Origin of the sequence: Siminovitchia sp. FSL W7-1587 (genome assembly GCF_037963795.1) — a bacterium.
Classification (GTDB): domain Bacteria; phylum Bacillota; class Bacilli; order Bacillales; family Bacillaceae_C; genus Siminovitchia; species Siminovitchia thermophila.
Genome location: NZ_CP150169.1, coordinates 4011628 through 4036826, shown reverse-complemented (window position 1 = coordinate 4036826; position 25199 = coordinate 4011628). Strand labels below are relative to the sequence as shown.

Genomic DNA, 25199 nt, shown 5'->3' with positions numbered 1-25199 from the left:
GCGTGGATTGAAATAATGACATGCCAATCAACGAAAATGAAATACGCCTTGTCGCACTCCATGTGAGTGCGTGGATTGAAATCAGACTTAACCCTATAATCTATCGCCGTTGCAATCAGTCGCACTCTACATGAGTGCGTGGATTGAAATTATAAAGAAAAACCAATGAATGCACACTACATGGGTCGCACTCTACTTGAGTGCGTGGATTGAAATATCAATAAATTTTTCTAGCTCGCGATTTATACGTGTCGCACTCTACTTGAGTGCGTGGATTGAAATTTTTTTCAAAAAGGAGTATGCTCCTTCACCCATGTCGCACTCTATATGAGTGCGTGGATTGAAATTGTATCAATTAAATCAGATAATTTGCCACTTGTATGTCGCACTCTACTTGAGTGCGTTGATTGAAATAGCGTCGCAAACCTCGTAAATGCCGTTTGCTAGATCGTCGCACTCTGCATCAGTGCGTGAATTGTTAACTTTACTAAAATATCCGCTTTTAAATAATGAGTCATGTTAACCTCCATTTTTCTTAAACGCCGTTTCCAGAACACACAAAGAAAAAGCCGTGAATGAACCACTTATCAGGTTCATCACGGCTTCCTGCAATCTGTAAACTGTTTGACAATAAAGCGCAATCAGTTGTTTTAACGGCATAATGATGATTGAGTTCGCTCATTGGATCCTGATACTTGAAAAAAATCGCCTGGCAAACTAATCAGTCTACAGCAAGTTTTCAATTATCGATGTTATTCAATTTATGATGAGCGAATAACTGTCACGAACACTGCCTTGTAGGATACCTCCACGACCATTATTTTAAAGATATCATTTAAAAATCAAGCCAAGTTTTACATTATCGGATTCAGAAGCTCTCCCTGCTTTGCTAATGATTCAGTAGCTTTTCTCCGCAAATTATCACTACTACTTTTGCTTCCTTAGCTAAATCTATCTTTTACTTTTCTCTTCTATTCTATAATTTTCATGAGTAACTCCCTTTAATAACATCTTTATGTTAAAATTATTGTATGAAATTTTCAAATTTCTTATTGAGTTGCTTTTATGTGCGCTGCTCCGGCAATAAGGAGCAAATATCCATAGATTTTTCGGTCAACTCATTCCCTCTTTACCTTTTCCTACTTCAAATTGTAAAATCGGATAATGACTGTCTGCAAATTAAGAGATTGATCTAAGGGAGGTTTTATAGTGGAAAATCGAGATCTCATCAATTTAGGGAAACAGATATTGGAAGCGCAATCATTTAGTAAACTGATTGGTGCCACTCTCACAAAGTTTGCGGCAGGGGAAGTTGTTTTGGAAATACCAATAAAAGATAGTTTGTTGCAGCAAAATGGTTTTGTGCATGGTGGTGTTTTAAGCTATGCCGCGGACAACGCGCTAACTTTTGTCGGTGGCTCTGTTTTAGGACCGCATGTTTTGACTTCAGAATACAAAATTAATTACTTGAGGCCAGCGGTAGGTGAAAAAATCATTGCGATCGGCACTGTTATTCATGCCGGAAAACGGCAAGCTGTATGCCGTTGTGATGTACAAGTACTGCATCATGGCGAAAAGAAAACTTGTGCCACCGCACAAGGTACAATCGTGACCATGGACCCAACAGCAAATAACAATAGTTGAACGATACATATATGTAGACATTGGTAATCAGACCAACCTAAAGAATTAAAAATCTCGCAAATATGTACTTACTCATTTGGATTCTTTTATTTGTGTTTCGTCAAACAAACTGTAAAAGAAAAGGATCACTCATCTTATATGATTTTTGTTGCCGATAATTACATTATATAACGGCAATTCATATGGTTTGTGATTTAGTTACAGATTCGAAAAGATGGGGAACGTTGAAGAAAAGGGGTATAAAATGACTTTTCTACCATCTGCCATGAGTCTCGGCGCACCAGCTTATGAAGAAAAGAATACTCGTTATGCCTTCTAGAAAAACTTTAAACTCTCAGGGAATCAGTTGACTTTTCATTTTAAAATAGGGTGACAACGAGGGTGAACAAACAGCTTGTTAAAAAACTTTTGGTCTGTCTATTCTGATATGAAAGAACTATAGCTTTTCAACGCATGTGTCAATTGATCTTTTTATGAAGCATTAGTGGATGAACCTCTACGTTCAATGGAGTCACTGCAGTAAAACTTGCTTATTCATGTAAGTCATGTGGGGGCGACCAATTTGGCGAATCTCCAAACATTTCTTGGTTTTAGCTTGCCCCAACTATGATTAGGTCTGGACTTATAAAGTGAAACTTCATTCAGTAGGCGTTTTCTTCCATCTCCTACTGAATGTTAATTGAACAAATCGGGCATTTAGGTGCCGTTTTGTCCCACTTAGACCTTTTGTATCTATTCAGGTTTTGAAGGGGAGTCTTACGGCACCTTATGCGGGATAAAAATCACTGCATTTCAGCCCTGTCACTATAGACTTTATTCTAAGGGCTAAGGGCGACATGCCGCCCTTAGCACGATTATGTTGTTACGTTACTTATTCTCTCTCAAACTGCTAACGAAAACTATATTTTGCCAACATTTCTCCCCAATCAGCTATCCCTGCTTCTTGAAAACCCAAGCTCGCATATAGCTTTCTTCCTTGCTCGTTGTTCACGTGATACCCAAGCCATATGACATCAGTTCGATCTTCTCTGCTCTCGATGTCTTGAATGACCAAGTTCATCGCACTCTTGCCATATCCGCGACCTTGAAATCGCTCATCAATCATGAATCTGTATATCCAATAGTTCCCATCATCGGAATCTAATCCGTACATTGCGAAACCGATCATCTTCTCCTCATAATAGATTGCCTTTATTTCCAAATTCGGAAAAAATTTACTTTCAGCAATAGAATACAGATTCGAGGCAATAAACACTTCCTGTTCTTGCTTAGGCTTTAGTTCAATACAATCTTCCCAATTACTCTCATCAATCAACTTCAAACTAATCAAATCTCGGATTCCTCCCCTTTAGTAGAGAAATCCATTGCGATGAATTCTCTACTACATTATGATGTTACTACTGATGAAGCACCTTATTGATTTCATATACATACCACATCACTCCTCATAAGATGGATACCAACACTAAACTGTACAATGATAAAAAGAGAACGATCTCCCTATTTTGTACTTTCATATAATTCGACACAAGGAGACGAATTCCTTCTATAACTTTCGCTTTGTGTATTTATATGAAATTTATTGATCGAGATATCATCCAGAAACAGGCTCATTGGAACTTTTTCGTTTATGAGTTAATTTGTTTGATTTTTCCATTTAATATCATGCGCCAGCCTACCTGCTATTGGTTTCTACTTTTTCCATTTGTTTGCGTTATTATGGACTGTTGTGAAAAAAGCCAAATGCCCTCCAGCTTCAATCACAAAATGCGGGTTGCCACACGATGTCGCTGTTTTTGGTCTGCGAACCTCAGTCCTTCACTAATTATTAATAGAAAGAATCGGGCTTTTAATGGCAGCCGATTTCGATTTCTTGAAACGCGGGATCTTACTTTACTTAGTTAATACCGGATCAAATTAGTCTGTATCGCGATTTATGACGGCAAGCGCATGAAAAATATGGATATGATATTAATGAATAGTCGCTCTATATCTATCAAACAAACAGTGTGTTGCCTCTCTATATCGTATCTAATATTAATAGAGGGGGCGCTTTGCCCTGGCTGTCAACCGTCAACCTCAGTCGTATAACCGTTCCAGCAATCCCAGCTCATAGCCCTTGGCGACCGCTCCAACCCTTGTCCTGACGTCAAGCTTTCGGTTAATAGCCGCCATATGATACTCTACCGTGCGCTGGCTCATCGCCAGCTCCCTGGCAATTTCTTTATTTGTTTTCTCTAGCGCGACCTTCTTTAGCACTTCCCTCTCCGTCGGCGTCAAATGATTGGACCCTGGCAGGGCGGCCATTCTCTCCGGCACCAGCCGAAGTCCGAGCATGCTCTGCCGAATGGCATTGATAATTTGCGGATAGGTCGCCTGTTTGGATAAATAAGCGTGAATACCCAGCTCGTAAGCTTTATGCACATATTCATCATAGACATACCCCGATAGCACAATCAGCTTGATTGCCATGTCGTAAGTCCGCTTCAATTCCGCCGCCAGGTCAAACCCATTCATGCCGGGCATTGAAATGTCGATCACGGCGACATCCGGATTAAGTGTGCCGATACGCCTGAGCAGTTCGTGTGGCTCACTAAATGTCCCAACGACCCGCATATCCGGCTCCCTTTCCAGCCGATTCTTCAATCCTTCCATAACCAACGGATGATCATCTAGCAACAAAACTTTGATCGGCGGTTCCATCTTTCGCTTCACCTCCCTGTTTCGGCAGTCGAATACGGACAATCGTTCCGTGCCCAACTCCCGAATCAATATCAATTCCGCCTCCAAATTGGGCGACCTGACTGCCAATTGTGACTAGTCCGAATCCTTGAGGACCTGTCCGAATGCCGCTTACATTTTCCGGGTCGAACCCAATGCCATCGTCGCTGACCTGTCCACAGAATGCTTCATCAGTTTCCCATAACTTAATCTCTAATTTGTCGGCCTTCGCATGCTTGACCGCATTATTGACAAGTTCACGAACAATGCGGAACAGCGTCATCTTATATAAGGGAGGCAATGATTCTGGTAGCCTGTTATCCAACTTGATCGGCGGTCCCCCATTCTCCTTTACGATACGTGTAAGCCAGCGCATCGCCGTGCCCAGTCCCGCCTGATCAACAATGTGCGGGTACAGATCATCACACAACATACGGATGTCATGCTGCGTATCATACAAACATTTCAACCAAACGGCGGTTAGCCGCTTTTCACTTTGTCCAGTATCATGTAATTCTTCCAAATCGCGTGTTAGGAAAATTAGATTTTGTAAAATATGATCATGCAGATAGTATGACATTCGTACTCGCTCCGCCTGTTGTGCTTCCAACAAATGGTATTCTGAGGTTTCCCCAGGCAGCCCGCTTTGTGCTCCGCGAAGCTCGTCAAGTAAGGCGGCTCCCGTCAACAAGCGGACGGTTTCCAACTTCACCTTGTCGATCAGGCCAAGCTCCTCGGGGGTAAAGGAGGTGTTATTTGTTTTCGAGCCAAGCCCTAAAAAGCCGATAACCGTCCCATCAGGCTGCATTAAGTCCATCACCTGCGCAAAGATGCCCGAAATAGATTTGCGGGGATCGGGAAGCTCCGCAATCTGAGTGTATGGCCCGGTTCCATATACAACTGCGTCATCCCCGCGATACCAGACGAAACACAGCCCTTCAATATCTGTCACGCTATGAATAAGCTCTGCAGGCATTCGCAATAAATCATGACTATTACGATGCTCAGCAAATCGAATCGACATCTCCAGCCGCTGCCGGTCAAGCCGGTCTTCCCTTCGCTCGCGTTGTCGTTTGAAGCGGTTAAGGCTGAGCTGATGAAGCAGTGTCAGGACAACGAACCCGCCGCACAACGCAAGTGTTGCGGGGGAGGCACTGCTCCGGACAAGTGCGGCAATCAGCATCGTCGCAATTCCTGCATACAGACTATGAATAGCCAAGCGGGGAAGATAGAAACGTATGTCGAGCAGCTTCTGCCTGGCCCATAGCAATAATATAGCAGCGGGGAGAACGATGAGACCTGCCAGCGTCATATCCGGCAGCGCTATGTATTCTCCCCATAACAGGTCGGGCAGCGCGTACAAAAACAGGTACGGCAGCAAGCCGAATGCCAGCGCGGCAACAAATGTAAGCAGCCGATTCTTCTCAGCGCGATCCATCACGCGCCAATACGCAGCTGCAATCACGAATATAGCAAGCAATGTGCCGATGAGAGTGGCATGAAGGACGCTCCGGGTCCACCACGGAATGGCTCCCCACGCGAAGACGAGCAAAACATACACAGCGAATAAGGCAGCCAGTACCCGATAGGCCGCCATCGCCGAACCGATCCAACCAGGGACTGAACGAAATACGAAGGGTACAAAGAAAGCAAACAGCATGTAAGGTAGCCAACTTGCAACAACGGGCAAAACCAATCCGGTAAGTGCCGTTTCAGTCGAATAGACGAATAGCAGTGTGGCTGCCATGAATATATTTAGCGCGTAAAAGCGGCGCACCATATAAGATTCGGGCTTGTTCCGATAAGCCATCAGCCCGATGACGATTAGAGCCAGCTCCGCACTGACGGCGAACATGCCCTTGTATACGTCCGTCGCCGCCGCGTCGTTCCGGACTTCGAAGCGCCCCATGCCGTTACGCTCGAATAGAAGCGTCCCCGAACGCTTTAGATATGCGCGGTCGCCAAGCTTCATCAAATCCGGTTGTTTACCGTCAACGGCCATCAGGCGGTCGCCTATGCGCACGTCCCATTCTTCCGCCTGACCGGCGGGATCGATGGAGACGACGGTCCAGACGCCCGCATCTTCGCGGAACAGTAAGCCCGTATATGGATTCTGCAGTGTAGCAGTATGAATATAAGCCGCAACAATTAAGAAAAGCAGGGCCGATCCGTATACGGCCAAATTGTATTTGCGAACAATTTTCGGCAAATTGCATCACCCCTTTTCGAGTGTACCATCTTTCCGACAGCCATGAAATGCCTGATGATGCATTACACCAACATGATTTAGACGCCAACAAGATACAGCGTAATCATCCCCCATACAAAGTTTACGAACAGATGCAACAGGATAGCGCCGTAAATATTTTTGCGCAACTTAACCAATATTTCTTCCGGGATAAAGATGGCAAGCGGTACGAACGCCCAATTCATCGGGATTTGCCACATATGATAGAGTTGGAAAATGATAGCGATCCACATCCAATCAAACCTGAGGCGACCCACTTTTCTTAATAAATAGCCGCGAAAATAGACTTCCTCGCCTATGAAGTTGCCAACCAGACCAATCAACAGCAACAACCAAGGAAAGTCATAATACCCCTGATTGAAAATATGCCACTCTCCCATATGGAACGCCGGGAAGCCGTTCAACCAATCAAACAACGGTGGAAACACATATTTCATATAAGGCAACGATATGAGAGTGAACAGTATCGTCAAGATTGGAAAGACAATTAGCAAGCCTTTCAGATCAAGCCTGGCGAAGCCAAGATATACGAGTGATTCCTTGAACGATAGTCCGTCCTTGTAACGCAGCATGAGGAACGGAACGAACAAATGCCAGCCAAAGGACATAATGACGAGCGCTAGAAATTGTACATATAACGCGGATAAACCTGTCCACTCCATAATGGGCTCGCGCAACGGATAAGTAAACAGGTACGCTAGCAGACCGGGTAACAATCCTAAAAACAGGTAGAAGGCGATTTCTTTCTTCGTTTTGGCTTCATACTTTCGGACGAAACGGACATATTTCGGATCAGACAGGTTGAAAAAACCGGCCAATTTTTGATAAATCGTGGACATGACGAGATCCCTCCAAATAAGATCAAAGTAAGCGTTCATTTATTTTTACGCTCCTTGATCATACCGGAGTTCGCCGACAGATGAATCCGTATTTCCCGTCAGTTTTAGACATGCTCACGCATTATTTTTGCGTGATCACGCAATAAAATGCCTAGCTTCAATCTGCTATGAGACCTTCATTACATGCGCTTCCAACATCATCGAATTCTGTGCCATGGTGTTCTTGATGCCACTTCAATCTATTCCCGTTGCGCCCTTTAGAGTTTGAAAACACGAGCCGATTCCCTTCTTACCTAACTGGGCTTGGACCAGGCTCGCCAGCCTAGCTCGTAACCCGAATAGCAGGAATATCGCAAACGGGATTAGAGCGATTTCTCCAGAGTAGTTAGCAACGATCGTTCCGTTTGTCGGCAAAAACCAATTTTCCTCTCATGGATTAAAATACCGCAGCCTTCGGTGCGCAAGAACCTCGCATTCTATTCCGCAATCTACCGCTTCGGGATTGATAATAATCGTTCATTTTTCTTTACAAACGTAATAACCACCTATCCCAAACCAGATAGGTGGCTATTAAACTTTAAACAATTCAGCATAAATCGCAAGTCATAACGATTTTTAATATCCTTTTACACGCCCATGAAAAATTGTTAACGAGTTGAATTTAATAATCTCTCTTCTTCCCTCTGAAAGCCAGGCTATATCATCGTATTTTCAATAAAAAATTCAGACTCCTCATTCACACCTAATACAGTTTGTTTATCAAGTGTTATTGCCATTGGAAAAATGGCGGATGTCTTCTCCGAAAACAGCCATCTTCTCCCTACACCCGTTAATAGAATAAAAACGCCATTTTCAATTTCTTGCATAAAACTTAAAGAAGAGTTCGTAATCGGATCATGATCACTTTCAAATATGTTGATTTCTTTCAAGCGCTCACCAACCCTTGGTGCATCTTGTACAACTAAACCAATTTCACTGATATTTAAAATATTATTTTTTGAAAATGGGGATTCACAAATTGGATTTACATGATATCGAGCAATGAATTCTACTATATTTCCGGCTGGATCTGTACAATAACAAGCATGTGCAGGCCAAAATGAAAAGTCTGCCTCGTCTTCTCCGTCTTCTAGTAAAAGCGTTGTTTTTCCTTTCAACCATGCCTTTGCTTCTTGAAATTGATTGGCTGGAATATTGAAAGCAAAGTGATAATATGGTTCCCCCACCACATTTTCATTCGTAAATTCTAAAATGCTTGTTCCCGCTTGAATTTGAAAACTATTTGACCCTTCCGCACAGATAGAAAACCCTAAATCTCGCGTATAAAATTGTTTCATTTGTTCCAATTTATTTGTTTGTAACGTGAGTAATTTTATTTGCAAAAATATCAACCCCCTTTAAATGGCTCACTGAATATAAACTCCATTTTACTATATATTTAAATTTTTTGATAGTTCAGGAATTTGTTTTTAACGTTACTATCATTTTCACTGGAATAGCTGCCACGCATACCAATCTAGCAGGAGAGATATTACCTCTCCTGCTAAAATAAATTTCATGGGGAAAATAAGGAAAATCACTCGTTTTTCAATATACCTAAAATGTACTTTGCACTTGGCTCACAACATCATCAAACGTCTTTTCCCTGTCTATCCTCATTGAAAGTGTGATTACATAACCATCAAGATCTCTCAACGTAAGCTCACGTGCGTTCCAGGGACGATCAATAGGACCTTCCACAATGAAGGCGTTGGCCGCACTTGCTTTTTCAGCATACAAATCAACATCTTCCACTGAAAAATGTAAAACAACTCCCTTCCCATTAGAACTCTTGTCATTTTCCTCCGACTCTAACACCAACAAGATGTCTTGATACTTTTCACCTCGAATATGTGCCATTACAACATTTCCATCTTTGTCCGGCAACTCAAATACAGGTTCAAAGCCAAGCACATTTTTGTACCAAGACAGAGAAGTTTCCATACGACTGACAAAGAGCTTTACAAAAAAAGGCATAGGATAAAATTCCATTGTGCTTCCCTCCATGATTAAGATAAGTCAAATATAAACTATTACGCAGCGTGGGAGTCAAGCAGGCATTTCCATATTGAACAGACATGCCTAATAATCATTCTTATGTTGGATATTCCAATCCATGGATAAATACTTAATTTTTTCCCTTTTAGGAAAGATTTTGATGCATAAACAGCAAGCTTGAGGTACAATAGAGCTGATTCATAAGGCCTATATTTGCTCATATTGGTCAAAATACTAAAAATGTTTCATTAATAGAATTCAAGTACAGCAGTTTTTGCGGCCCCAAGGAATTACTTGAAGTTTGCTCTACACCTCTTTACAGAAAACACCGAAATTTCTTGAAATAAAAGTGGGATGGGTTGTCCAATTGGCTGAGAATTGAAAGAATAGGAAGGGAAAACGATGACCAGGAAAAGAATAAGAAGATGGAAACTAAGAAAAAGGGGATTACTGACAATTTTTGTCACGTTGCTTGGGATAGGCATTATTATTTCGATTGTTACAGAAAATAAGCCAGCAATATCTGATGTTCAGAGTGCCAATAAGAAAATAGAAAAACCAGTTCTTACCAAAGAAGCTGTTGAAAGTCTCTCTAAACAAGCCGATGAGGTTTTAAAGCTGGTCGCCTCTTCGGGCGGATCAGCTGAAGCAGAACAAAAAATGAAAAAATTAATGTCTCAAATCAATCAATACAAGATGAAGGATGATGTCATTGGACAATATATGAAAATGTTAAACTCCTCTTTAGAAGCTGTTCATTCCTATCGAAAGGCGGATACTGATGAAAAAGTGTTGGGTCAGGTGTATCCAGACTATCTCACTGCTCTGGAAAAATTAAAAGAAACAGATTCTTCACTAAGTTTGGAAGAAATCGATCAATTCGTGTGGTTTTATGCCGCGGCGGCTAATTACGAGCAGGGACAAAGGAAGCCTGAAGAAATTACGATTAGCATGGTGGGCGATAATTCGTTCGGCACATATCCGGAAGCCCCTGAGCATTTGCAGTTCGATTATGTGTTTGAAAAGAATAATGGTGATAATCAATATGTATATAAAAACAGCCTTCCATGGTTTCATTCCGATGACTACACCGTGATCAATGCGGAAAGTGCTTTTACAACGGAGACGAAGGCCCAACAAAAAATGTGGAGAATTAAAAGCCATCCCAAGTATGCGGCCTTTTTACCGGCAAGCGGAATAGAAGCGGCTAATTTGGCAAACAATCATACAATGGATTATTTTGAGGCGGGATATCATGATACATTAAAAGCTTTTGAGGAACAAGATGTGGCTGTTTTTAATGAAGGTATGCCGCTCATTGTAAACATTAAAGATATTGAAACAGTTTTTCTAGGTTACGATTACCGCTACAGAAAATCTGCCGATACATACCTCCACAATATTATTAAGGATGTTAAAAAATATAAAAGAAAAGATAATTTAGTGATCGTCAATATGCATTGGGGAATTGAATACAAGCAAACACCCGTTGCCTATCAAACCAAATTCGGTCGTGCCGCTTTGGATGCCGGAGCTGATATCATCGTCGGCCATCATCCTCATTGTTTGCAAAGCATTGAAAAGTACAATGGGAAGTATATCATATACAGCATGGGAGACTATGCGTTTGGTGCCGACCCAACATTAAAATCACGTGAAACAGCGATCTTCCGTCTCACCTTTGCAAAGGAAAACGGTTCGGTAGTCACAAAAGGGCTGAGAATTGCCCCGGCTCTCGAAAATTCAAATGATAGCGAAACAGAAAATAACTATCAGCCGCTCCCGGTATTTGGCGAGAAAGCGAAGGAAATCGTGGATGAATTAACGAGGATAAGCACCCTTATCCCGAATGGTGTCAGTGAGATTGATTATTTTGACCCTTTTCTTGAAAAGGAAACTAAATAATGAGCTGTCCAAAAGCCGGTTACTCAGGCTTGCGGACAGCCCTTATATATTCGTTTTATAAAATCGCAATAATGAGAAGCACTAACAGAATAGCTTTTTTCCTGTGAAAAACACTTGATAGCCCCTATATTTAATAACAAAACGATCGCTCATTCATCATTTACAATGATCAAAGTATGCTTCATTTTAGTAAAAGACCTACTATCGTGCTTCATGTAACAAATTTCTCAAGAAACGATCAACAATAGCAATCCGAACGGCAGCAAATCCCCCCACCCTCCCTTTATTAAAAAGGACACATTCTAGCTTGCAGTAAAGCTAATTGGATGAAAAGAATAACTTCGAGCTTATTTATACTTAAAACCATAAATGAGACTTCCAACTGCATTGCCATATTAAATAAAGCAAGCCAAGATCCAAACCATCTAATCCCCTTATCTTTTCAAAACTTTATTCTCTTTGAAACAAAGGGATGGTTCTCCAGTTTTATCACTTGTGAAAATTGGCCAACTTGTTACTTCTTGAAAAAATGAAACGTACTTATGATTCATTCGTATTACATATTTAATAAAGTTGAGGAGGTGATTTCAATGAGTGATCAAACATTAACATGTAAATCATGTGGAGGTTCTTCCTTTGCTGTAGGGCAATTGGGACATGGCTATGCAAATATCAGACCAGTGAACAAAAAGCTAACAACAGGTTCACCAATCCTGCTCACCTATTGCCAAGATTGTGGGGAAGTCGCTTCCATAAAAGTAAAAGAACTCTGTAATTTAAAGCAATATTAACATGTTTATTGCTCGAGCTTCTGATTTAAAATAAACCCGATGAATTGATATTAAAGGGATATATACACTTTCATGAGCATGTCTTGCTAATGTCAGCAATGCCCGCAATGAATGTTGATTTGTTCGTCGGCTAAAAGATGTTCTGCCAATAATGAATCTCTTCTCAATTTCTTCCGTTTTCCCTTCACAATGCATCCTTCCCGAAAAAGCGGCAGCCGCTATCTGCCCGAGCATTCTAGACCTATCACCTCTCTGTTCATTAAGAGAAGCTTGAGGAGCTGGTGCGGGCGGAAGCAATTTTCCTAGGTCAAGTGCCAAGGGAAATTTTTTTACTGGAAAAACGATGGCAAAATGAATTACTAAGCATTATAATAATACATATCACCTGATACATATTACATGTTTTATATAATAGAAAGGAGATTTAACGATGGCCCCGCCGAAAAAATTTACACGGCAAAAAATTATCGATACCGCATTCGAGATTGCCAAATCCGAAGGAATTGACGCCATCACGATCCGAAAAGTAGCCGCAAAATTAGGCAGTTCTATCGCCCCAATTTACGTTAACTTCACGGATGTCGAACAATTGATTCAAGAGGTCGTAGCTAAAACCTTGGAAGTGTCAAGGCAATTGTTAAGCGAACAGCAATCGGGAGAGCCGTTCCGCGACATCGGAATCGCAAGTATTCGTTTCGCAAAAGAATACAGTGTACTGTTCAGAGATTTGGTTATGAAAAACAATAGTCATATGAAGCACAATGAAGACCACGTGAACATCTTGGTTCAGCAGATGAAGAGCGATCCGCTTCTTAAAGGCTTTTCCGATGAGGAGCTAAAGCAAATTTTGCTCAAGATGCAAATTTTTCAAACCGGTTTGTCGATGATGGTAGCAAACGACTTGCTGCCTGACGACTTTAACGAGGAGAAAATGATAGAAATGCTTGACCGCACCGCGGATGATGTCATCACCGCCGCACGTTTACGCCAAAGTAACCAAATGTCAGAGGGGGAAAATTTACGATGAATCATAAGCTGACACAGTCGCTTCTTGATGCGTACATGTCCAAGGTCATTTCCAGAAAAAACATCCACGGTGCCGTGATTTGCGTAGAAAATGGAAGCGGCGCATTGTCTTTCACCAGCAGTGCGGGAAACATCCAGCCTTCTGATTTCTACTTTCTCGCAAGCGTCACGAAATTGTATGTTACTGCGGTCATGTTGAGATTAAGAGCGCAAAACCGTTTGCGGCTAGAAGATAAAATAAGCAGATATCTCCCCACGGACATGACAAGCGGCCTCCATGTCTATAAAGGAATCGATTACACACAAGCCATTACGATTAAACATCTCATGTCCAATACAAGCGGATTGCCCGATTACTTCTCAAATGATGTCTTTAGCGAATTTCTTAGCGGTAAAGATCAAGCGTGGTCATTGGAGAAGACGCTCACGCTGATCAAACAAAAAAAGCCCAGATTTATGCCGGGACAAAAAGGAAAGGCACAATACTCCGACACCAATTACCAGTTATTAGGCATTATCATCGAAGCGGTAACAGGCACAAGCGTCAAAGATGTGTTTAAACAGCTTATTTTTGACGAGCTCGGGCTAGAGGAAACGTATATATTCGAGGATGTGAACGACTCGCGTCCAGTTCCGCTCTACTATAAATCGAAACCGCTCCATCTGCCCCGCTACATGGCATCAATTGCTTCGGAAGGAGGAATCGTCGCCACCGCGAAAGACACGATGACTTTTTTAAAAGCTTTTTTCAACGGGCATTTCTTCTCGAGGCAAGAATTGTCCGAGCTGCAAAAAAACTGGAATCTCCTCTTTTTACCGGGCACCTTTTATTACGGAGTCGGAATATCCCGGCAACCCTTGTCATTATGGGGGCTAAAAAAGGGATTGCTGGGACATTGGGGCCAATCGGGGGCTTTCGCATTCCATGATCCCGAGAAAGATCTTTATTTTACAGGCACAGTTAATCAAGTTACAGGACATAGCGCCGCTGCGCGGTTAATGAATAAAATTAAGAAGTCGGCCTAGAGGGTAATCGTGTAGCATGTCCCATAACAGGATTCCTGGACACTTTGTCGGTTTGCCGCAAATGATATAAGCGGATAAAGTGAAACTTCATTCAGTAGGCGTTTTTTCCAGCTCCTACTGAATGTTAGTTAAACGAATCGGGCATTTAGGTGCCGTTTTCTCCCACTTAGACCAATTTTCTTTGGGGAACGCGCCGTCCTGGCCACGAGCCAACGTCAATTCTAAGTTTGATAGACATTCAAATGTCCCATTTACTCAAACAGCCCTATGAAGGTAAAAAGGGGTCGTCAGAAAAGTCATGTTGCAGCTTGAAAACTAAAAAACCAAACCGAAGATTGCCGTAAAATCAACATTCTTGGGTTTTACATTTTAGTGCACTTACTCTAAATTGAACTTTTTAGACAGCCGCTTTTATTATTTGTTACTATTTTTAGGCAATACTGGTACCCACAGTTCGTTTCTTGGTTTGTGCTTTGGCGGGTAAAAACATTCGATACAAGGTATGTCGGCAAGTTCGTATCCAGAAGCGGGAACCCATTCGGCATATAAACGTTTCCTTACTTCCGCTATATTCGGAAAAACTGCCCAATCAGCATGGGTAATAGAAAGGCTCTCCATATCATTAGGGACATCTCCATCGTAGCGTACTCCCATAAAATACGTGAATTCTTCATCCATGATGGCTGCTTCGTTACCGCAAACCCCCAAAAGACTTTCAAGTGTACATTTTGGATTTTCCCAGGACATATCTATCAACTGCTGCGTAAAACCATCTTTTTTGGCGTTATTCCAAAGAGTAGGAATAGTTTTAAAAGCGCTATTTGTCTTCACTGACTTGCCCTTCCCTACAATCCTTAATTCAAAATCAAGCTTCTGAATTCGATACTCCATCTCGTATCTCCTTTTATTGAAATTTGAAGAAAGTCTTTGACAAGCTTAAGTATGTAATTGGCTATATCCAAAATGTATGAAGCAAGCATCATGGCTGCAAATATATCCCCAAAATATATACCCTCCTTTTAAATACGTCTGCATTTTGTCCATTTTGGAAAAATAGATTGAAAAATGTCTTCTCATATAGGAACTAGTGACAAATATTTTACCTCGATGCTTTCCAACATATTGCTTTCTAATCCTTAAACTAAGGCAAATACTGTAAGATTGCTTTTGAAATTCCCTATCTACGATCCTTTACATTCATCGTAAGAAGTGCTTCTTAAACCGTATTCCAAATATCCAATCGCATGCGGCAGGGGATGAATAGTAAGTATTAGGAACCAACGAAGCAATCTACTTGAATAATCACCATAATCGAATTGTGTGACACCCATTTTTAAGCATCCCAATTCTTTGACTCACATGCTATAATCAAACAAATGAAATAATTGGAGGTTCCTTACTTATGTCGTGGGTCATTTCATTGGCTGTATCTGCTTGTGCATTATTTCTTGTCAGTAATGCTGAATCGAAAATAAGAAAACTAGAAAAGAGAGTTTCAGAATTGGAGAAACAATGATAGGATCCATACAACGTGCCGATGAAGTAGCAATTGGTTATGCATTTTCCTGCGTTCATGAAAAGCATCAAGATTAGGGTTGTTTTCCGAAAATTGCGACCTTGAATTCAATTATAACATCTTTTTAAAACAAATAATCCGATTGGCTTCGCTAAATCCCAATTTAAGATGTACCGCTAAGCTTTCCCTATTTTCTAATTCACAATCACTGGCAAACTCCTGGCAACCCTTTTTCTTGGCCCAACGTTCACAAGCATGAACTAATTTTTTCGCATAGCCTTGCTGGCGGAATGCTTCCTTAACATAAAGCCCCTCTAGATATCCTACCGGACTTGAACTTGTCCCTTCAACATAATCGTAGCGCAATTGGCATTGTGCAAATCCTATTGCGTCGTCGCTATGATAAGCCAAGATCACAACGGCATCCCGCTGCGCAATCAGCCCGTTCATTTCTTGTATAAATTCCTGTAAAGTGTGCTCGGGCCAAAGCAGCAAAGCAAGTCGGGCCGCATCTTCCGTTTCTGATATTGTCGCCTCTTTCAGCATACAAACACCTCCAAATGAATTTTCAATAAACCGCCGCTGAAACACCGAGTTTATCATAACAACTTGATTTTAAAACAGTTCGGCCAAGTGAAAACCCTGATCAAGAGATCAGTTCCTCTCACAATGATTTCTTTAAAATAATCATATGGATTAACTGCTTTCCACCTTCATAAATCGGTTGATCATAATGACGAATAAAAAAGTCATCAATTTGGTGTGAAATCGTAAAGCCACAAGCCTGATAAAAAGGGATGGTTAATGGGCTGTCCCCTGTTCCAACGAGCATGGTATGCCCTTTATTTTTGTAATGCTCACAAACAAATTGAACCAATCTTTTTCCATACCCTTTGCGCTGTTCGGAAGGTTCTACTGCCAGATTTTTGATTTCAAAAACGCCCTCACCTTCATTTGTTACGACACATAACGCTTTTACTTCACCATCTATTTCAAGGACAAACATCTCTCCACGTTCTAAGTATTGATCAATCATATCTTCTTGCTCGTCAGCAAGAAGCAATAGATGCAAGAATCTTTTTTTATGCTCAAAAATTTGCTTAATCATGTTACTCTCCTATTTTTGCGCTTTTATATTTGGACTGTATTGGAAGTCGAGTATGAAAATGAAAAGGCTTATACTCCATTTTTTACTTATATTCTTCCCGACTTCATACATAAAAAATAGCATATCAAATAACGGAATGATAACCAATATTGTATTTTGTTTGTTATATAAGCAGTTAATAGACAAAGGAAAAGCAGGACACCTTTTTTTAAAATGACAATCGACAGCATGATCCATGATAAATCTCTTCTATTATTATGCTCCACCTGCTGATACGACACCACTGCCATCAGATGTGATATGAGGGTTATGTAAATACTTCTTTTCTATCATGATTTCTGCCAATAATAAACTGATCATCCAACATAACCATCCAGCAATGGCGTAGGATGTATCGTACGAAAAAAATTCCAAGGCATTGTGGGAGATGGCCACAATGGATGTAGATCATCATATTAGCAAAAGCAAGAAAAAAACTTCGCTTCATGCGATGATCGCTAACCATCTCTGGTTCGAGTTCCCCTCCGGCTCGGTAATTTTCCAAATGTAATAAGCGTAAATCGTTTTCAACTACGTAGATTCGGGTATAGATTGATGAACAACCATTTTTACCATCTCCTAAAGTTGAAGTTGGTGGGTAACCACGCTTTTTGCGTCTTACTTCTTCTTTAGGAGACTTTTTTATGTCAATCTGTAATTTTTTTCCATATATAGCAGTCGTAAACAGCCTATTAGATTCCTATTTCCCGCATCTTTACCATGACTTTTTTCGTCCTGTCCTCCATATCGGTACCGCTGGATTTCTCAAGTCGCATTTCGCTCACGATTTTACCGTCGCGCATAAACATAATACGCTCCGTCCTAGCCGCAACCTTTGCGTCATGAGTTACAAGAATAACCGCTGTGCCTTCGGAGTTAATTTCAGAAATGATATCCATCATTTCCTGTGCGGTTTTTGAGTTAAGCGCGCCAGTCGGTTCGTCACCGAAGATCATTTCAGGATTGCTAATCAGTGCGCGGCATATTCCCGCACGCTGAAGCTGTCCTCCCGAAACTTGTGTAATATCACGGTTTTCCAGCCCGTCAATACCAACCTTTTTCATAAGGGCTCTTGCTTTTTCAGTAACCTTCTCAGCGCTTTTTCTGTTATCCCGCATTGCAGGAAGAATGATGTTATCGAGAATGTTCAAGTTTTTAAGCAAAATCGGCTGCTGAAAAACGAAGCCCATTTTAGTTCTGCGTATATCCGCAAGCTCCTTTTCACTAAGTAATGATAAATCCTTGCCGTCAAAAGAAACCTTTCCACCGTTAATGTCGTCCATTCCACTCAGCGCATACAACAATGTCGATTTCCCTGAGCCCGAAGGCCCCATAACCGAAACAAATTCTCCCTCGTTTATTTCAATGGACACGCCATCGAGAACAATTTGTTTTTCATGCCCTACCTGGAAAGATTTCACTATATTTTCACCGATCATAATCTTCTTCATAATGACCCCTTTATATTTTCAGATATTTTTATTTGTCCCGAGCTCGCTGTGCCGATTAAGGTTGCGATAAGTACTGTGCATATCATCAGCAATGGACTCCATACATATGCAGAAAGCGGATTGGTAACAAACTGAAACGACAACGCGCCAAACGATGAAATAACCGTGCTTGCAAGTACTTCTCCTAGAGTATTTGCCAGAAGCACACCCAGAACAACTCCTATCATCAGAACGAAAACCGAGCGCGAAACATACTGCGCCGAAATATCCGTGTTTGTAAAACCGAGCGCTTTTAATATGGCAATGGAATTTCTATCTTTTGTAACGAGCATTTTCATAAACAACACTGTAACCAGTGCCGTAATCATGAGCGCAACGGCAAGTGCGACATACGTGGCCTTTTTGACGGAACTTATTGTCGATCCGAATGTTTGTGTAACAAATTCATCAATATCGGAAACTTTCGCAAAAGCGAATTTATTCGCATATTCCGAAACCTTATCGTTAGCAAGAGAGGGGTCCGACAGTTTAGCACACACAATGCTCCATATAATATCCGCAGAATGATCGGTAAATACAGCCTTTGCGGTTTTGCCGCCGTTGGTAATGTCGGAATAAATTCCGCTTACCGTAAGATCTTTTTCTTTGCCGCCAATCACCAATGTAATGACATCGCCCACCTTTTTACCCATCTCATCGGCGTTTAGTGCTGACAGCGCAATTTCATTTTCTCCGGCGGGGGCTCTGCCTTTGGAATATTCGATAGGAAAGATGGAATGGTCGCCGATTTCAATTTTAATATTTTCCTCCGTTCCATCTTCCATTTTTGCTTTGAAAGTCTTTGTTGTCATGACGGCATACCGTTCAATGGCGCTGTCGCTGTCCATCGTTTTTACAATCTCATCGGCTTTTTCAGAAATATTGTCGGCTTTTTGTAGATCAATGCGCAAATCGTAGTTTCCAACCCCCATATATTCGATGAAGCTATTGGACGAAATCGTATTGTATAAGTTCTGCGGAACAATGATAATAAAAGTCGAAATCACCAGCACCGCAAGAATTGTGGCGTAAAGTCTTTTCCTTGCGAGCACATCTTTGATACCAAGAAAAACATTTGTATGAAACAGCCTGTTCGCGCTTAGATGAAAACGTTTTGCACCTGCTGTTTTTTCCTGTGAAGTACCAAAGCGTATCGCTTCGGCTGCAGATATTTTCCGAAAACGTCTCAGCACTCCGCTTACATAGGCAATAATCGCAAGAAATACGAGCAATATCCCGATGATGGCGAAAAGCAAGGCATATGAGGAGTTTTCGCTTTCTCCCATATAAAGCCGTATATTTTCAAGAAGCATACCTTTGAACACAAACGAAAGAGCATAGCCGAGAATGCTGCCTGCCGCCGCAATCGCCGCATACTTCGCCAAATACATCTTTTTGATGTCGGAAACACGCAACCCGATTGCCTTCATAACGCCAATTTCCCGGTAATCATCTTCGATTTTCGCAAGGAGTGTAAATCGTACGCACATCAATGCGATGGCAATGACAAGTGCGCTGACAAGAAGGATAACCGCAATCATCATCCCGTCTGAAAGTGCGTTCATCATTTTGAAAAGCTTATATGTCACCGTTGGTCCGTTCGCTTCAAGTCCCGCGGACGTATAAGCAGTTTCAAATGCGCTTAGAGCTGACAAATCCTTTAATCGAAACTCAATCAGATACTCCGTACTTCCAAGGCTTTTGATTTCCTCGTAATCATTTTTGCTTACAAGAAATCGCTTTGAGGAGGAGAGTGAGGAATTCATCTGCGAATCACGGAGAAATCCCGCTACGATGAAATTTTTTCCAGAAACCTCCACTTTGTCACCAACTTTTGCCGTGCCATCCTTCATATAAACTACTGGAACATAAATCTCCCCATCGGAAACCTTTATCACATTTCCGTCTAGATCTAGGAGATAATCAAATTTTTCACTCTGTGTGCTGAAACCGTTGTCCTGAACACTACCCGCAAGCGAGTTTCCGTCAATGACAATTTTCGCACCTTCCATATTGAGAAATTCAACTATTTGAAACTCCTCGACATTGCTGTTTTGCTCCGCGAAATCAGCAAGCCTGACAGTATCAATAGCACCTGAGTGCATCTGCATAAAATGCGGCGTTTTCGCCTGCTTCATGAGTGTATCTATCGCACCCGAAAGATTGACGACAAGAATCGCCGAAAGAGAAACAAGCATCGCCGCGGCAACGACAAATATCATCGTTGTCAGCGTGATTAGCTTGCTCTTTGAAATGTCATTACGGATTATTCTGAAATACATAGGTCACCCCTGTTTATATTTTTTTCGATTCTTGAATATACAAATATTGATGCAAGCGGCGTTCATAAAGCTCTGCCATCGTGAGAACTCAACTACTTTTCCGAAGGGCAACCTATACAATCTTGCCAGTAAACCAATCTGCGACCGCAGTCTTGAGTCAAAAAACGAGCTTACCAATCTGCCATAGCCAGACTTATCCGAAAAGACACAAAGCAAATTAGATCATGCTCTTACAAAAAGACTGTCGTCTATCACCATTATAAAGCCTGCGTTTATAGAGACTCCTGACGCGGATGGCCTGCCTGTTTCCCAAAAAAAGCCTGAACGAGGGAAACCCATTTTCTAAAGCTGAAATAAGCAAACCTGATCAAAGAAGAACAAATCTTTGAATACTCATTCTCCATTTCCGCTGCCAAACATTTTCATCATGTGCATAAGACTTCCGCTTTCAACTTTAAGCATCCTTTCTACATTGAATATGAGCGCCTTTATACGTGAAACACGCTCTTCATCCGTCATATTCACCATATCATCATCAAAAACGGTATTCGTATATGCAACAACCATCTCCATACATTCATACGGATACGGTGTACTGAACAGGCCTTGCTCAATGCCCTCCCGAATAATTTCCGTCAGTATTGGTGTAACTCCATTGATGATCACTTTTTGTATTTTCTGATGCATAAGCGCATTCTGAGGCCTGTGAATGTGCTCCATTATTTCTTGGCTGCTAGCTCCACTTATGTTCAGTGACATGACAACACGGATAATGCGTTCAATGACAGGTGTGCTCTTATCGGCGGCTATTTGCTGCGCCGTCCCTAAAAGACGGTTACTATACCGCTCAATCAGTGCATCCATAATATCCTCCTTCGATTTGAAGTGATGATATAATGTCCCACGCGCAATGCCGACCTTTTCAAGAATATCTTTCGTACTCGTGCCATCAAAGCCCTTCTGGCCAAAAAGCTCATCTGCCGCATCAAGAATTTCATTTTTGCGTTCCACTGCCTCTTTTCTCATTTTATCCCTCCTTACAGACCGACTGCCTGTCTATAAAATTGTAACATTGTAATGGAGGATGTCAAGAGTAAAAATAACAGAACCCTAGACAAAAAATAATCGGACATGGCAACCAATAAAATTTTATGTAAACTAACCAGGCTGATGCCATTTTTCGATCACAATTCCACGGGTTTGATCTCGATTAGGATAGCGTGGAATCCACTGTTACGCCAATAGTCCCTTTGTGCAAAGTTCACTTGATCACCTGCTTAATAAAGCAATATGGTGAAAGTTTGACTCAATAAAAAAATAACCCCTTATACATATGACATTGAAGAGGTTATTTTTTGTAGGTAATTTTTGTTTAGCTAATGTTAAATGACAATAAAGTCGCGTAATATTGTCTTTATCACAAAAACATCATTTTCTTTTTTTGCCTTCAAGTTTTTCCCAATATTACCCACTGTGATATTCATTACGGTCCTTACGTACGTTTTAGAAATTGAGAAATTCCCGATGATAGCATGCGCCTTTAATTTCCAATTTTTTTACCGTCAAAATGTTGCCGGCTTACTTAACCAAACCGACTATCCCAAGACTCTGATTCTACATTCCATCAGAAAAAGAAATAACCCCTGCCCTTCAGGGATTACAGCCATATGCTAAGCTGTAATCCCTAACCCAGCGGCTGTTTCCACTTGATTGCCGGCATGATATTTGGGAATTTCTCAGTTCCAAGCCCAAACTTCTTACGGTACGGTCCCCGCTACTCATCTATTGACACTCTCTGCTTTTCCTCCTTGCATCACGACATTTTCTCGATCCGTTATTTCTCCCAAATTAATACGGCTCGTTCTAAAATTGAATCCCAAGTTTCTTTTCCGGCAGTGACTTTTTCTGCATCAAAATCTACATAATAGACGGCATCAACTTCTTTACTTTCTGGAAGTTCAAAGACATACCCTTCCTTATTAGGATCCTCCCCATTCTTAATAAGTTCTCTTGAAGGTGAATCAGCGATTGTTTTTGTATAATAAATAAAACTTACATTCTTATTTTCTCCTTCAATTTCCATTTTCATAGGATGGGTTACGCTAACACTAGCATAGCTTTCCCCATAATAACGGGAAGCCAATTGATGGTCATCCTGTTTTTCAATTTTTATGAGGTTTTCTGAATATGGAATGACCGTTTCATAATAAAAAACATACGCAAATACCCCAAATAAAACGATAGCAGTTGCGACAGCAGAAGCAATTGAAATCAGTATTTTTTTCTTGCGCCATTTTTTACTGATTTTCTTAAAAAGAGAGACTTTATTTTCTGCCGGAATATAAAGTTCACGCTTCATGGAGTCGTATTCCTTTTGACACGTCTCACAATGCTGTAAATGCTCATCGACCATTTCTTTTGTATCTTCGCTGACTACTCCATCAACATAAAGAGGCAAAACATCTTGTATGATGGTACATTTAATCTCTTTCATGATTTATCTCCTCCATATACTCCAAAATTTTCTTCCGGGCTCTGTAAAAGGTTACCCTTGCCCATCCGGCGCTTTTTCCAAAGAGTCTTCCTATTTTCTCAAAAGGCAGTTCGCCAAAAGTGCGTAGTGAAAACACTTCTTTGTATGGCTCATCCATCGAGTGAAGAAACTGATGAACAGTAAAAGCCTCTTCCTCGTTCATCAAATGTTGTACAATTTGTACTCCCGTCTCTGGTTCATCAATGAAGTCCGAGTTGATTTGCCTTTTCATTTTTTTATAATGAGAAAAATAGGTGTTTTTGGCAATTGTAAAAAGCCATGCTCGAATATCTTTAGAACCATCAAATTTTTCGATTGCCTTTAATGCTTTAAAAAAAGCCTCTTGCGTCATTTCTTCCGCTACACCTTCATCATGACTTAATGATTTCATAAACAAATAAACTTCTTGAAAGTATTCGCGATAGATTTCCTCAAAGTCCACCTCTTTTCACCCCTTATACTGATATAACTCCCAGAACTTGATTACGTTACAAAAAATACTGACATATTTTACACTCAGAGCCATTACATGATCCTCACGATTGCCGATCTTCCTTTAACATCGACAAATTTTCCACAAACGAAATAAGGCATATTCAAACGAAAATGAATATACCCGCCTCCATTACTTTATGATATGGTTGATTAAAACTTATATTAAACTGTATTATTTTCCCAGTGTAGAATAATAAAATAAACACTGTAAACTCGCCTGCCTGTTAGCTTACGTATGTTTCTACTCTCTGAATGTTAACATAAATATCCTACTCCTTGTCAGTTATTCTTCTGTAAGAAAACAACTCTGTTACCACTCCGCAGTTCCTAAAGTGTTCTTTTCCTTCTTACTATATAACATCCCTCGTAAAAAATATCCAAATCGCGATGTAACTAGTAAATCCAGAATACTTTCCGTTCCAATGCCATGCCGAAGTGTATGCGGATACAGTTTTCCGCAAAGGAACAACGAGCCGCAGGGCTTTGCAAGAGCCTATCACATACCCGCCACTCCAGTGTAAAGCCGTGGAAATAACACTCATTTGTGAATATACTTGATTGCCAAATACTGCATCAGTAACCAGCAACAATTCTATTTTGTCGGCAAAGATATTTCATCTCTATCATTCATGTTGCAAATGGAACGAATATCTACATGATCAAGCAACTCTGCAGGTGAACCATATCCTTCAAAGGGCCAATTATGTGATATATTCGTTAGTAGTGATCTTCGGATTGCTCAAAAAAATCGTACTTTCTGGATGTAGTGGTGGTTTCCTTAGCTGCTTTTGGACAGCGCCATATAACTTAAAGGAAAAGAGGAAGAATTGAGTGGATTTATCCGTGTGTTCAAGTCTATTGGCTATGGATTGAGCTTTATCATCGCATTTATTGGAGTAATGAATTACATCAATACGATGATCACTGGTATCCTTTCACGCCGAAACGAACTTGCTGTACTGGAAAGCATCGGTATGACGAAAAAACAGCTCAAAAAGCTACTTTTTTACGAGGGATTGCTCAGCGTTATGCTGACAGGTACGATTGTTTTGACGGCAGGCCTGTATATAACATATGCGGTAGGGAAAGGCATAACAGAAAGTATGGACTTTACAGAGTTTCAAATGAGTATTTGGCCTACATCCCTAGCTATTCTGCTGTTAATGACTATTTCAATCACCATAACCTGGGTCGCTTATTCATTACTTTCGAAAGATACAATTATAGAAAGATTACGGGAAGTGGAATAGTGTTAAGAAGCTTAAGATCAATAATAGCAGAGACCGCCCCCCCTTAACATGTAGTACTTGACAGTAACTTTAAAAATGAAAAGCACCTCGATGTTAGTATGATTAAAATAAAAATTCATTACAATCATCATTAAAAGAGGTGTCTTTTTCATTACAAGCCAGTTCTTTTTGGAATGGATGTCGATTTAATAAAGAAAGAAATGAATGTTATTTCACATCTTGATGACGGAAGAACGGTTCATCATATAG

19 protein-coding genes, 1 pseudogene and 1 CRISPR repeat array (1 of these 21 running past the window's edge) are annotated in these 25199 nt (G+C 40.9%); of the genes and pseudogenes, 6 read left to right on the top strand and 14 right to left on the bottom strand.

Going from position 1 to position 25199, the window contains the following annotated elements; translation table 11 throughout:
- Nucleotides 1–414: direct repeats of the CRISPR family, unit length 19 nt; unit sequence TGAGTGCGTGGATTGAAAT (it extends 87 nt beyond the left edge of the window).
- A gap of 795 nt (nucleotides 415–1209) precedes the next feature.
- Entirely contained in the window at nucleotides 1210–1644 is a 435-nt protein-coding gene (locus tag NST31_RS18950; protein ID WP_339162630.1) for a PaaI family thioesterase, read from the top strand.
- 889 nt (nucleotides 1645–2533) lie between these two features.
- Here the strand turns inward: NST31_RS18950 and NST31_RS18945 are convergent.
- The 6 genes from NST31_RS18945 to NST31_RS18920 all read right to left on the bottom strand — a co-directional run bounded on the left by NST31_RS18945 (nucleotide 2534) and on the right by NST31_RS18920 (nucleotide 9483).
- Complete coding sequence (locus NST31_RS18945) at nucleotides 2534–2974, bottom strand: GNAT family N-acetyltransferase (protein ID WP_339162629.1); 441 nt, start codon at nucleotides 2972–2974, stop codon at nucleotides 2534–2536.
- A 749-nt stretch (nucleotides 2975–3723) separates the two neighbouring features.
- Nucleotides 3724–4347, bottom strand: coding sequence for a response regulator transcription factor (locus NST31_RS18940; RefSeq protein ID WP_339162628.1), 624 nt, complete (start codon nucleotides 4345–4347; stop codon nucleotides 3724–3726).
- The gene (locus tag NST31_RS18935) at nucleotides 4313–6220 is read right to left on the bottom strand and encodes an ATP-binding protein (RefSeq protein WP_339162627.1); all 1908 of its coding nucleotides are present in this window, start codon (nucleotides 6218–6220) and stop codon (nucleotides 4313–4315) included. Before NST31_RS18935 ends, NST31_RS18940 begins: the two co-directional genes overlap by 35 nt.
- Before the next feature lie 431 nt (nucleotides 6221–6651).
- A complete protein-coding gene (locus NST31_RS18930) occupies nucleotides 6652–7491 on the bottom strand; it encodes a CPBP family intramembrane glutamic endopeptidase (RefSeq protein ID WP_205178119.1) in 840 nt (279 codons plus the stop codon).
- A 656-nt stretch (nucleotides 7492–8147) separates the two neighbouring features.
- Complete coding sequence (locus tag NST31_RS18925) at nucleotides 8148–8789, bottom strand: hypothetical protein (RefSeq protein ID WP_339162625.1); 642 nt, start codon at nucleotides 8787–8789, stop codon at nucleotides 8148–8150.
- A 259-nt stretch (nucleotides 8790–9048) separates the two neighbouring features.
- Complete coding sequence (locus NST31_RS18920) at nucleotides 9049–9483, bottom strand: VOC family protein (protein WP_339162623.1); 435 nt, start codon at nucleotides 9481–9483, stop codon at nucleotides 9049–9051.
- Nucleotides 9484–9891: 408 nt separating this feature from the next.
- Here NST31_RS18920 and NST31_RS18915 point away from each other — a divergent pair, with 408 nt between their 5' ends.
- The 4 genes from NST31_RS18915 to NST31_RS18900 all read left to right on the top strand — a co-directional run bounded on the left by NST31_RS18915 (nucleotide 9892) and on the right by NST31_RS18900 (nucleotide 14237).
- A complete protein-coding gene (locus NST31_RS18915) occupies nucleotides 9892–11394 on the top strand; it encodes a CapA family protein (protein WP_339162621.1) in 1503 nt (500 codons plus the stop codon).
- A 590-nt stretch (nucleotides 11395–11984) separates the two neighbouring features.
- A complete protein-coding gene (locus NST31_RS18910; RefSeq protein WP_205178127.1) occupies nucleotides 11985–12185 on the top strand; it encodes a hypothetical protein in 201 nt (66 codons plus the stop codon).
- A gap of 430 nt (nucleotides 12186–12615) precedes the next feature.
- Nucleotides 12616–13212: a TetR family transcriptional regulator gene (locus NST31_RS18905; RefSeq protein ID WP_339162619.1), complete on the top strand. Its 597-nt coding sequence runs from the start codon at nucleotides 12616–12618 to the stop codon at nucleotides 13210–13212.
- Nucleotides 13209–14237: a serine hydrolase domain-containing protein gene (locus NST31_RS18900; RefSeq protein WP_077114281.1), complete on the top strand. Its 1029-nt coding sequence runs from the start codon at nucleotides 13209–13211 to the stop codon at nucleotides 14235–14237. The genes NST31_RS18905 and NST31_RS18900 overlap by 4 nt, the downstream gene beginning before the upstream one ends.
- Nucleotides 14238–14651: 414 nt before the next feature.
- Here the strand turns inward: NST31_RS18900 and NST31_RS18895 are convergent.
- The 8 genes and pseudogenes from NST31_RS18895 to NST31_RS18860 all read right to left on the bottom strand — a co-directional run.
- Nucleotides 14652–15154: pseudogene (locus NST31_RS18895) on the bottom strand (GyrI-like domain-containing protein); the annotation flags it as partial.
- A gap of 710 nt (nucleotides 15155–15864) precedes the next feature.
- Nucleotides 15865–16299, bottom strand: coding sequence for an aminoglycoside 6'-N-acetyltransferase (gene aac(6'), locus NST31_RS18890; protein ID WP_077114287.1), 435 nt, complete (start codon nucleotides 16297–16299; stop codon nucleotides 15865–15867).
- 118 nt (nucleotides 16300–16417) lie between these two features.
- Nucleotides 16418–16861: a GNAT family N-acetyltransferase gene (locus NST31_RS18885; protein ID WP_077114288.1), complete on the bottom strand. Its 444-nt coding sequence runs from the start codon at nucleotides 16859–16861 to the stop codon at nucleotides 16418–16420.
- A gap of 731 nt (nucleotides 16862–17592) precedes the next feature.
- Complete coding sequence (locus tag NST31_RS18880) at nucleotides 17593–18351, bottom strand: ABC transporter ATP-binding protein (RefSeq protein WP_339162617.1); 759 nt, start codon at nucleotides 18349–18351, stop codon at nucleotides 17593–17595.
- Nucleotides 18348–20672 carry an FtsX-like permease family protein gene (locus NST31_RS18875; protein ID WP_339162616.1) on the bottom strand — a complete coding sequence of 775 codons (2325 nt, stop codon included), beginning with the start codon at nucleotides 20670–20672 and terminating at the stop codon, nucleotides 18348–18350. Before NST31_RS18875 ends, NST31_RS18880 begins: the two co-directional genes overlap by 4 nt.
- Nucleotides 20673–21065: 393 nt before the next feature.
- On the bottom strand, nucleotides 21066–21698 hold the full coding sequence (locus tag NST31_RS18870; protein ID WP_339162614.1) for a TetR/AcrR family transcriptional regulator: 633 nt from the start codon (nucleotides 21696–21698) through the stop codon (nucleotides 21066–21068).
- An 808-nt stretch (nucleotides 21699–22506) separates the two neighbouring features.
- Nucleotides 22507–23166 (bottom strand): zf-HC2 domain-containing protein, encoded by a 660-nt coding sequence (locus tag NST31_RS18865; RefSeq protein WP_339162612.1) that lies wholly within the window; start codon nucleotides 23164–23166, stop codon nucleotides 22507–22509.
- The gene (locus NST31_RS18860) at nucleotides 23153–23647 is read right to left on the bottom strand and encodes an RNA polymerase sigma factor (RefSeq protein WP_339162611.1); all 495 of its coding nucleotides are present in this window, start codon (nucleotides 23645–23647) and stop codon (nucleotides 23153–23155) included. The genes NST31_RS18865 and NST31_RS18860 overlap by 14 nt, the downstream gene beginning before the upstream one ends.
- An 880-nt stretch (nucleotides 23648–24527) precedes the next feature.
- On the opposite strand from NST31_RS18860, the gene NST31_RS18855 reads away from it, so the two are divergent.
- Nucleotides 24528–24950, top strand: a complete 423-nt coding sequence (locus tag NST31_RS18855; RefSeq protein ID WP_077114307.1) for an FtsX-like permease family protein — start codon at nucleotides 24528–24530, stop codon at nucleotides 24948–24950.
- Nucleotides 24951–25199 lie beyond the last annotated feature (249 nt).

Bases quoted from the DNA above. Each gene is read 5' to 3' on its own strand.
- NST31_RS18940 (WP_339162628.1), bottom strand. From the start codon at position 4,347: ATGGAACCGCCGATCAAAGTTTTGTTGCTAGATGATCATCCGTTGGTT.
- NST31_RS18935 (WP_339162627.1), bottom strand. From the start codon at position 6,220: ATGTTCGCCGTCAGTGCGGAGCTGGCTCTAATCGTCATCGGGCTGATG.
- NST31_RS18930 (WP_205178119.1), bottom strand. From the start codon at position 7,491: ATGAACGCTTACTTTGATCTTATTTGGAGGGATCTCGTCATGTCCACG.
- NST31_RS18925 (WP_339162625.1), bottom strand. From the start codon at position 8,789: ATGAAACAATTTTATACGCGAGATTTAGGGTTTTCTATCTGTGCGGAA.
- NST31_RS18920 (WP_339162623.1), bottom strand. From the start codon at position 9,483: ATGGAATTTTATCCTATGCCTTTTTTTGTAAAGCTCTTTGTCAGTCGT.
- NST31_RS18915 (WP_339162621.1), top strand. From the start codon at position 9,892: ATGACCAGGAAAAGAATAAGAAGATGGAAACTAAGAAAAAGGGGATTA.
- NST31_RS18910 (WP_205178127.1), top strand. From the start codon at position 11,985: ATGAGTGATCAAACATTAACATGTAAATCATGTGGAGGTTCTTCCTTT.
- NST31_RS18905 (WP_339162619.1), top strand. From the start codon at position 12,616: ATGGCCCCGCCGAAAAAATTTACACGGCAAAAAATTATCGATACCGCA.
- NST31_RS18900 (WP_077114281.1), top strand. From the start codon at position 13,209: ATGAATCATAAGCTGACACAGTCGCTTCTTGATGCGTACATGTCCAAG.
- NST31_RS18885 (WP_077114288.1), bottom strand. From the start codon at position 16,861: ATGATTAAGCAAATTTTTGAGCATAAAAAAAGATTCTTGCATCTATTG.
- NST31_RS18880 (WP_339162617.1), bottom strand. From the start codon at position 18,351: ATGAAGAAGATTATGATCGGTGAAAATATAGTGAAATCTTTCCAGGTA.
- NST31_RS18875 (WP_339162616.1), bottom strand. From the start codon at position 20,672: ATGTATTTCAGAATAATCCGTAATGACATTTCAAAGAGCAAGCTAATC.
- NST31_RS18870 (WP_339162614.1), bottom strand. From the start codon at position 21,698: ATGAGAAAAGAGGCAGTGGAACGCAAAAATGAAATTCTTGATGCGGCA.
- NST31_RS18865 (WP_339162612.1), bottom strand. From the start codon at position 23,166: ATGAAAGAGATTAAATGTACCATCATACAAGATGTTTTGCCTCTTTAT.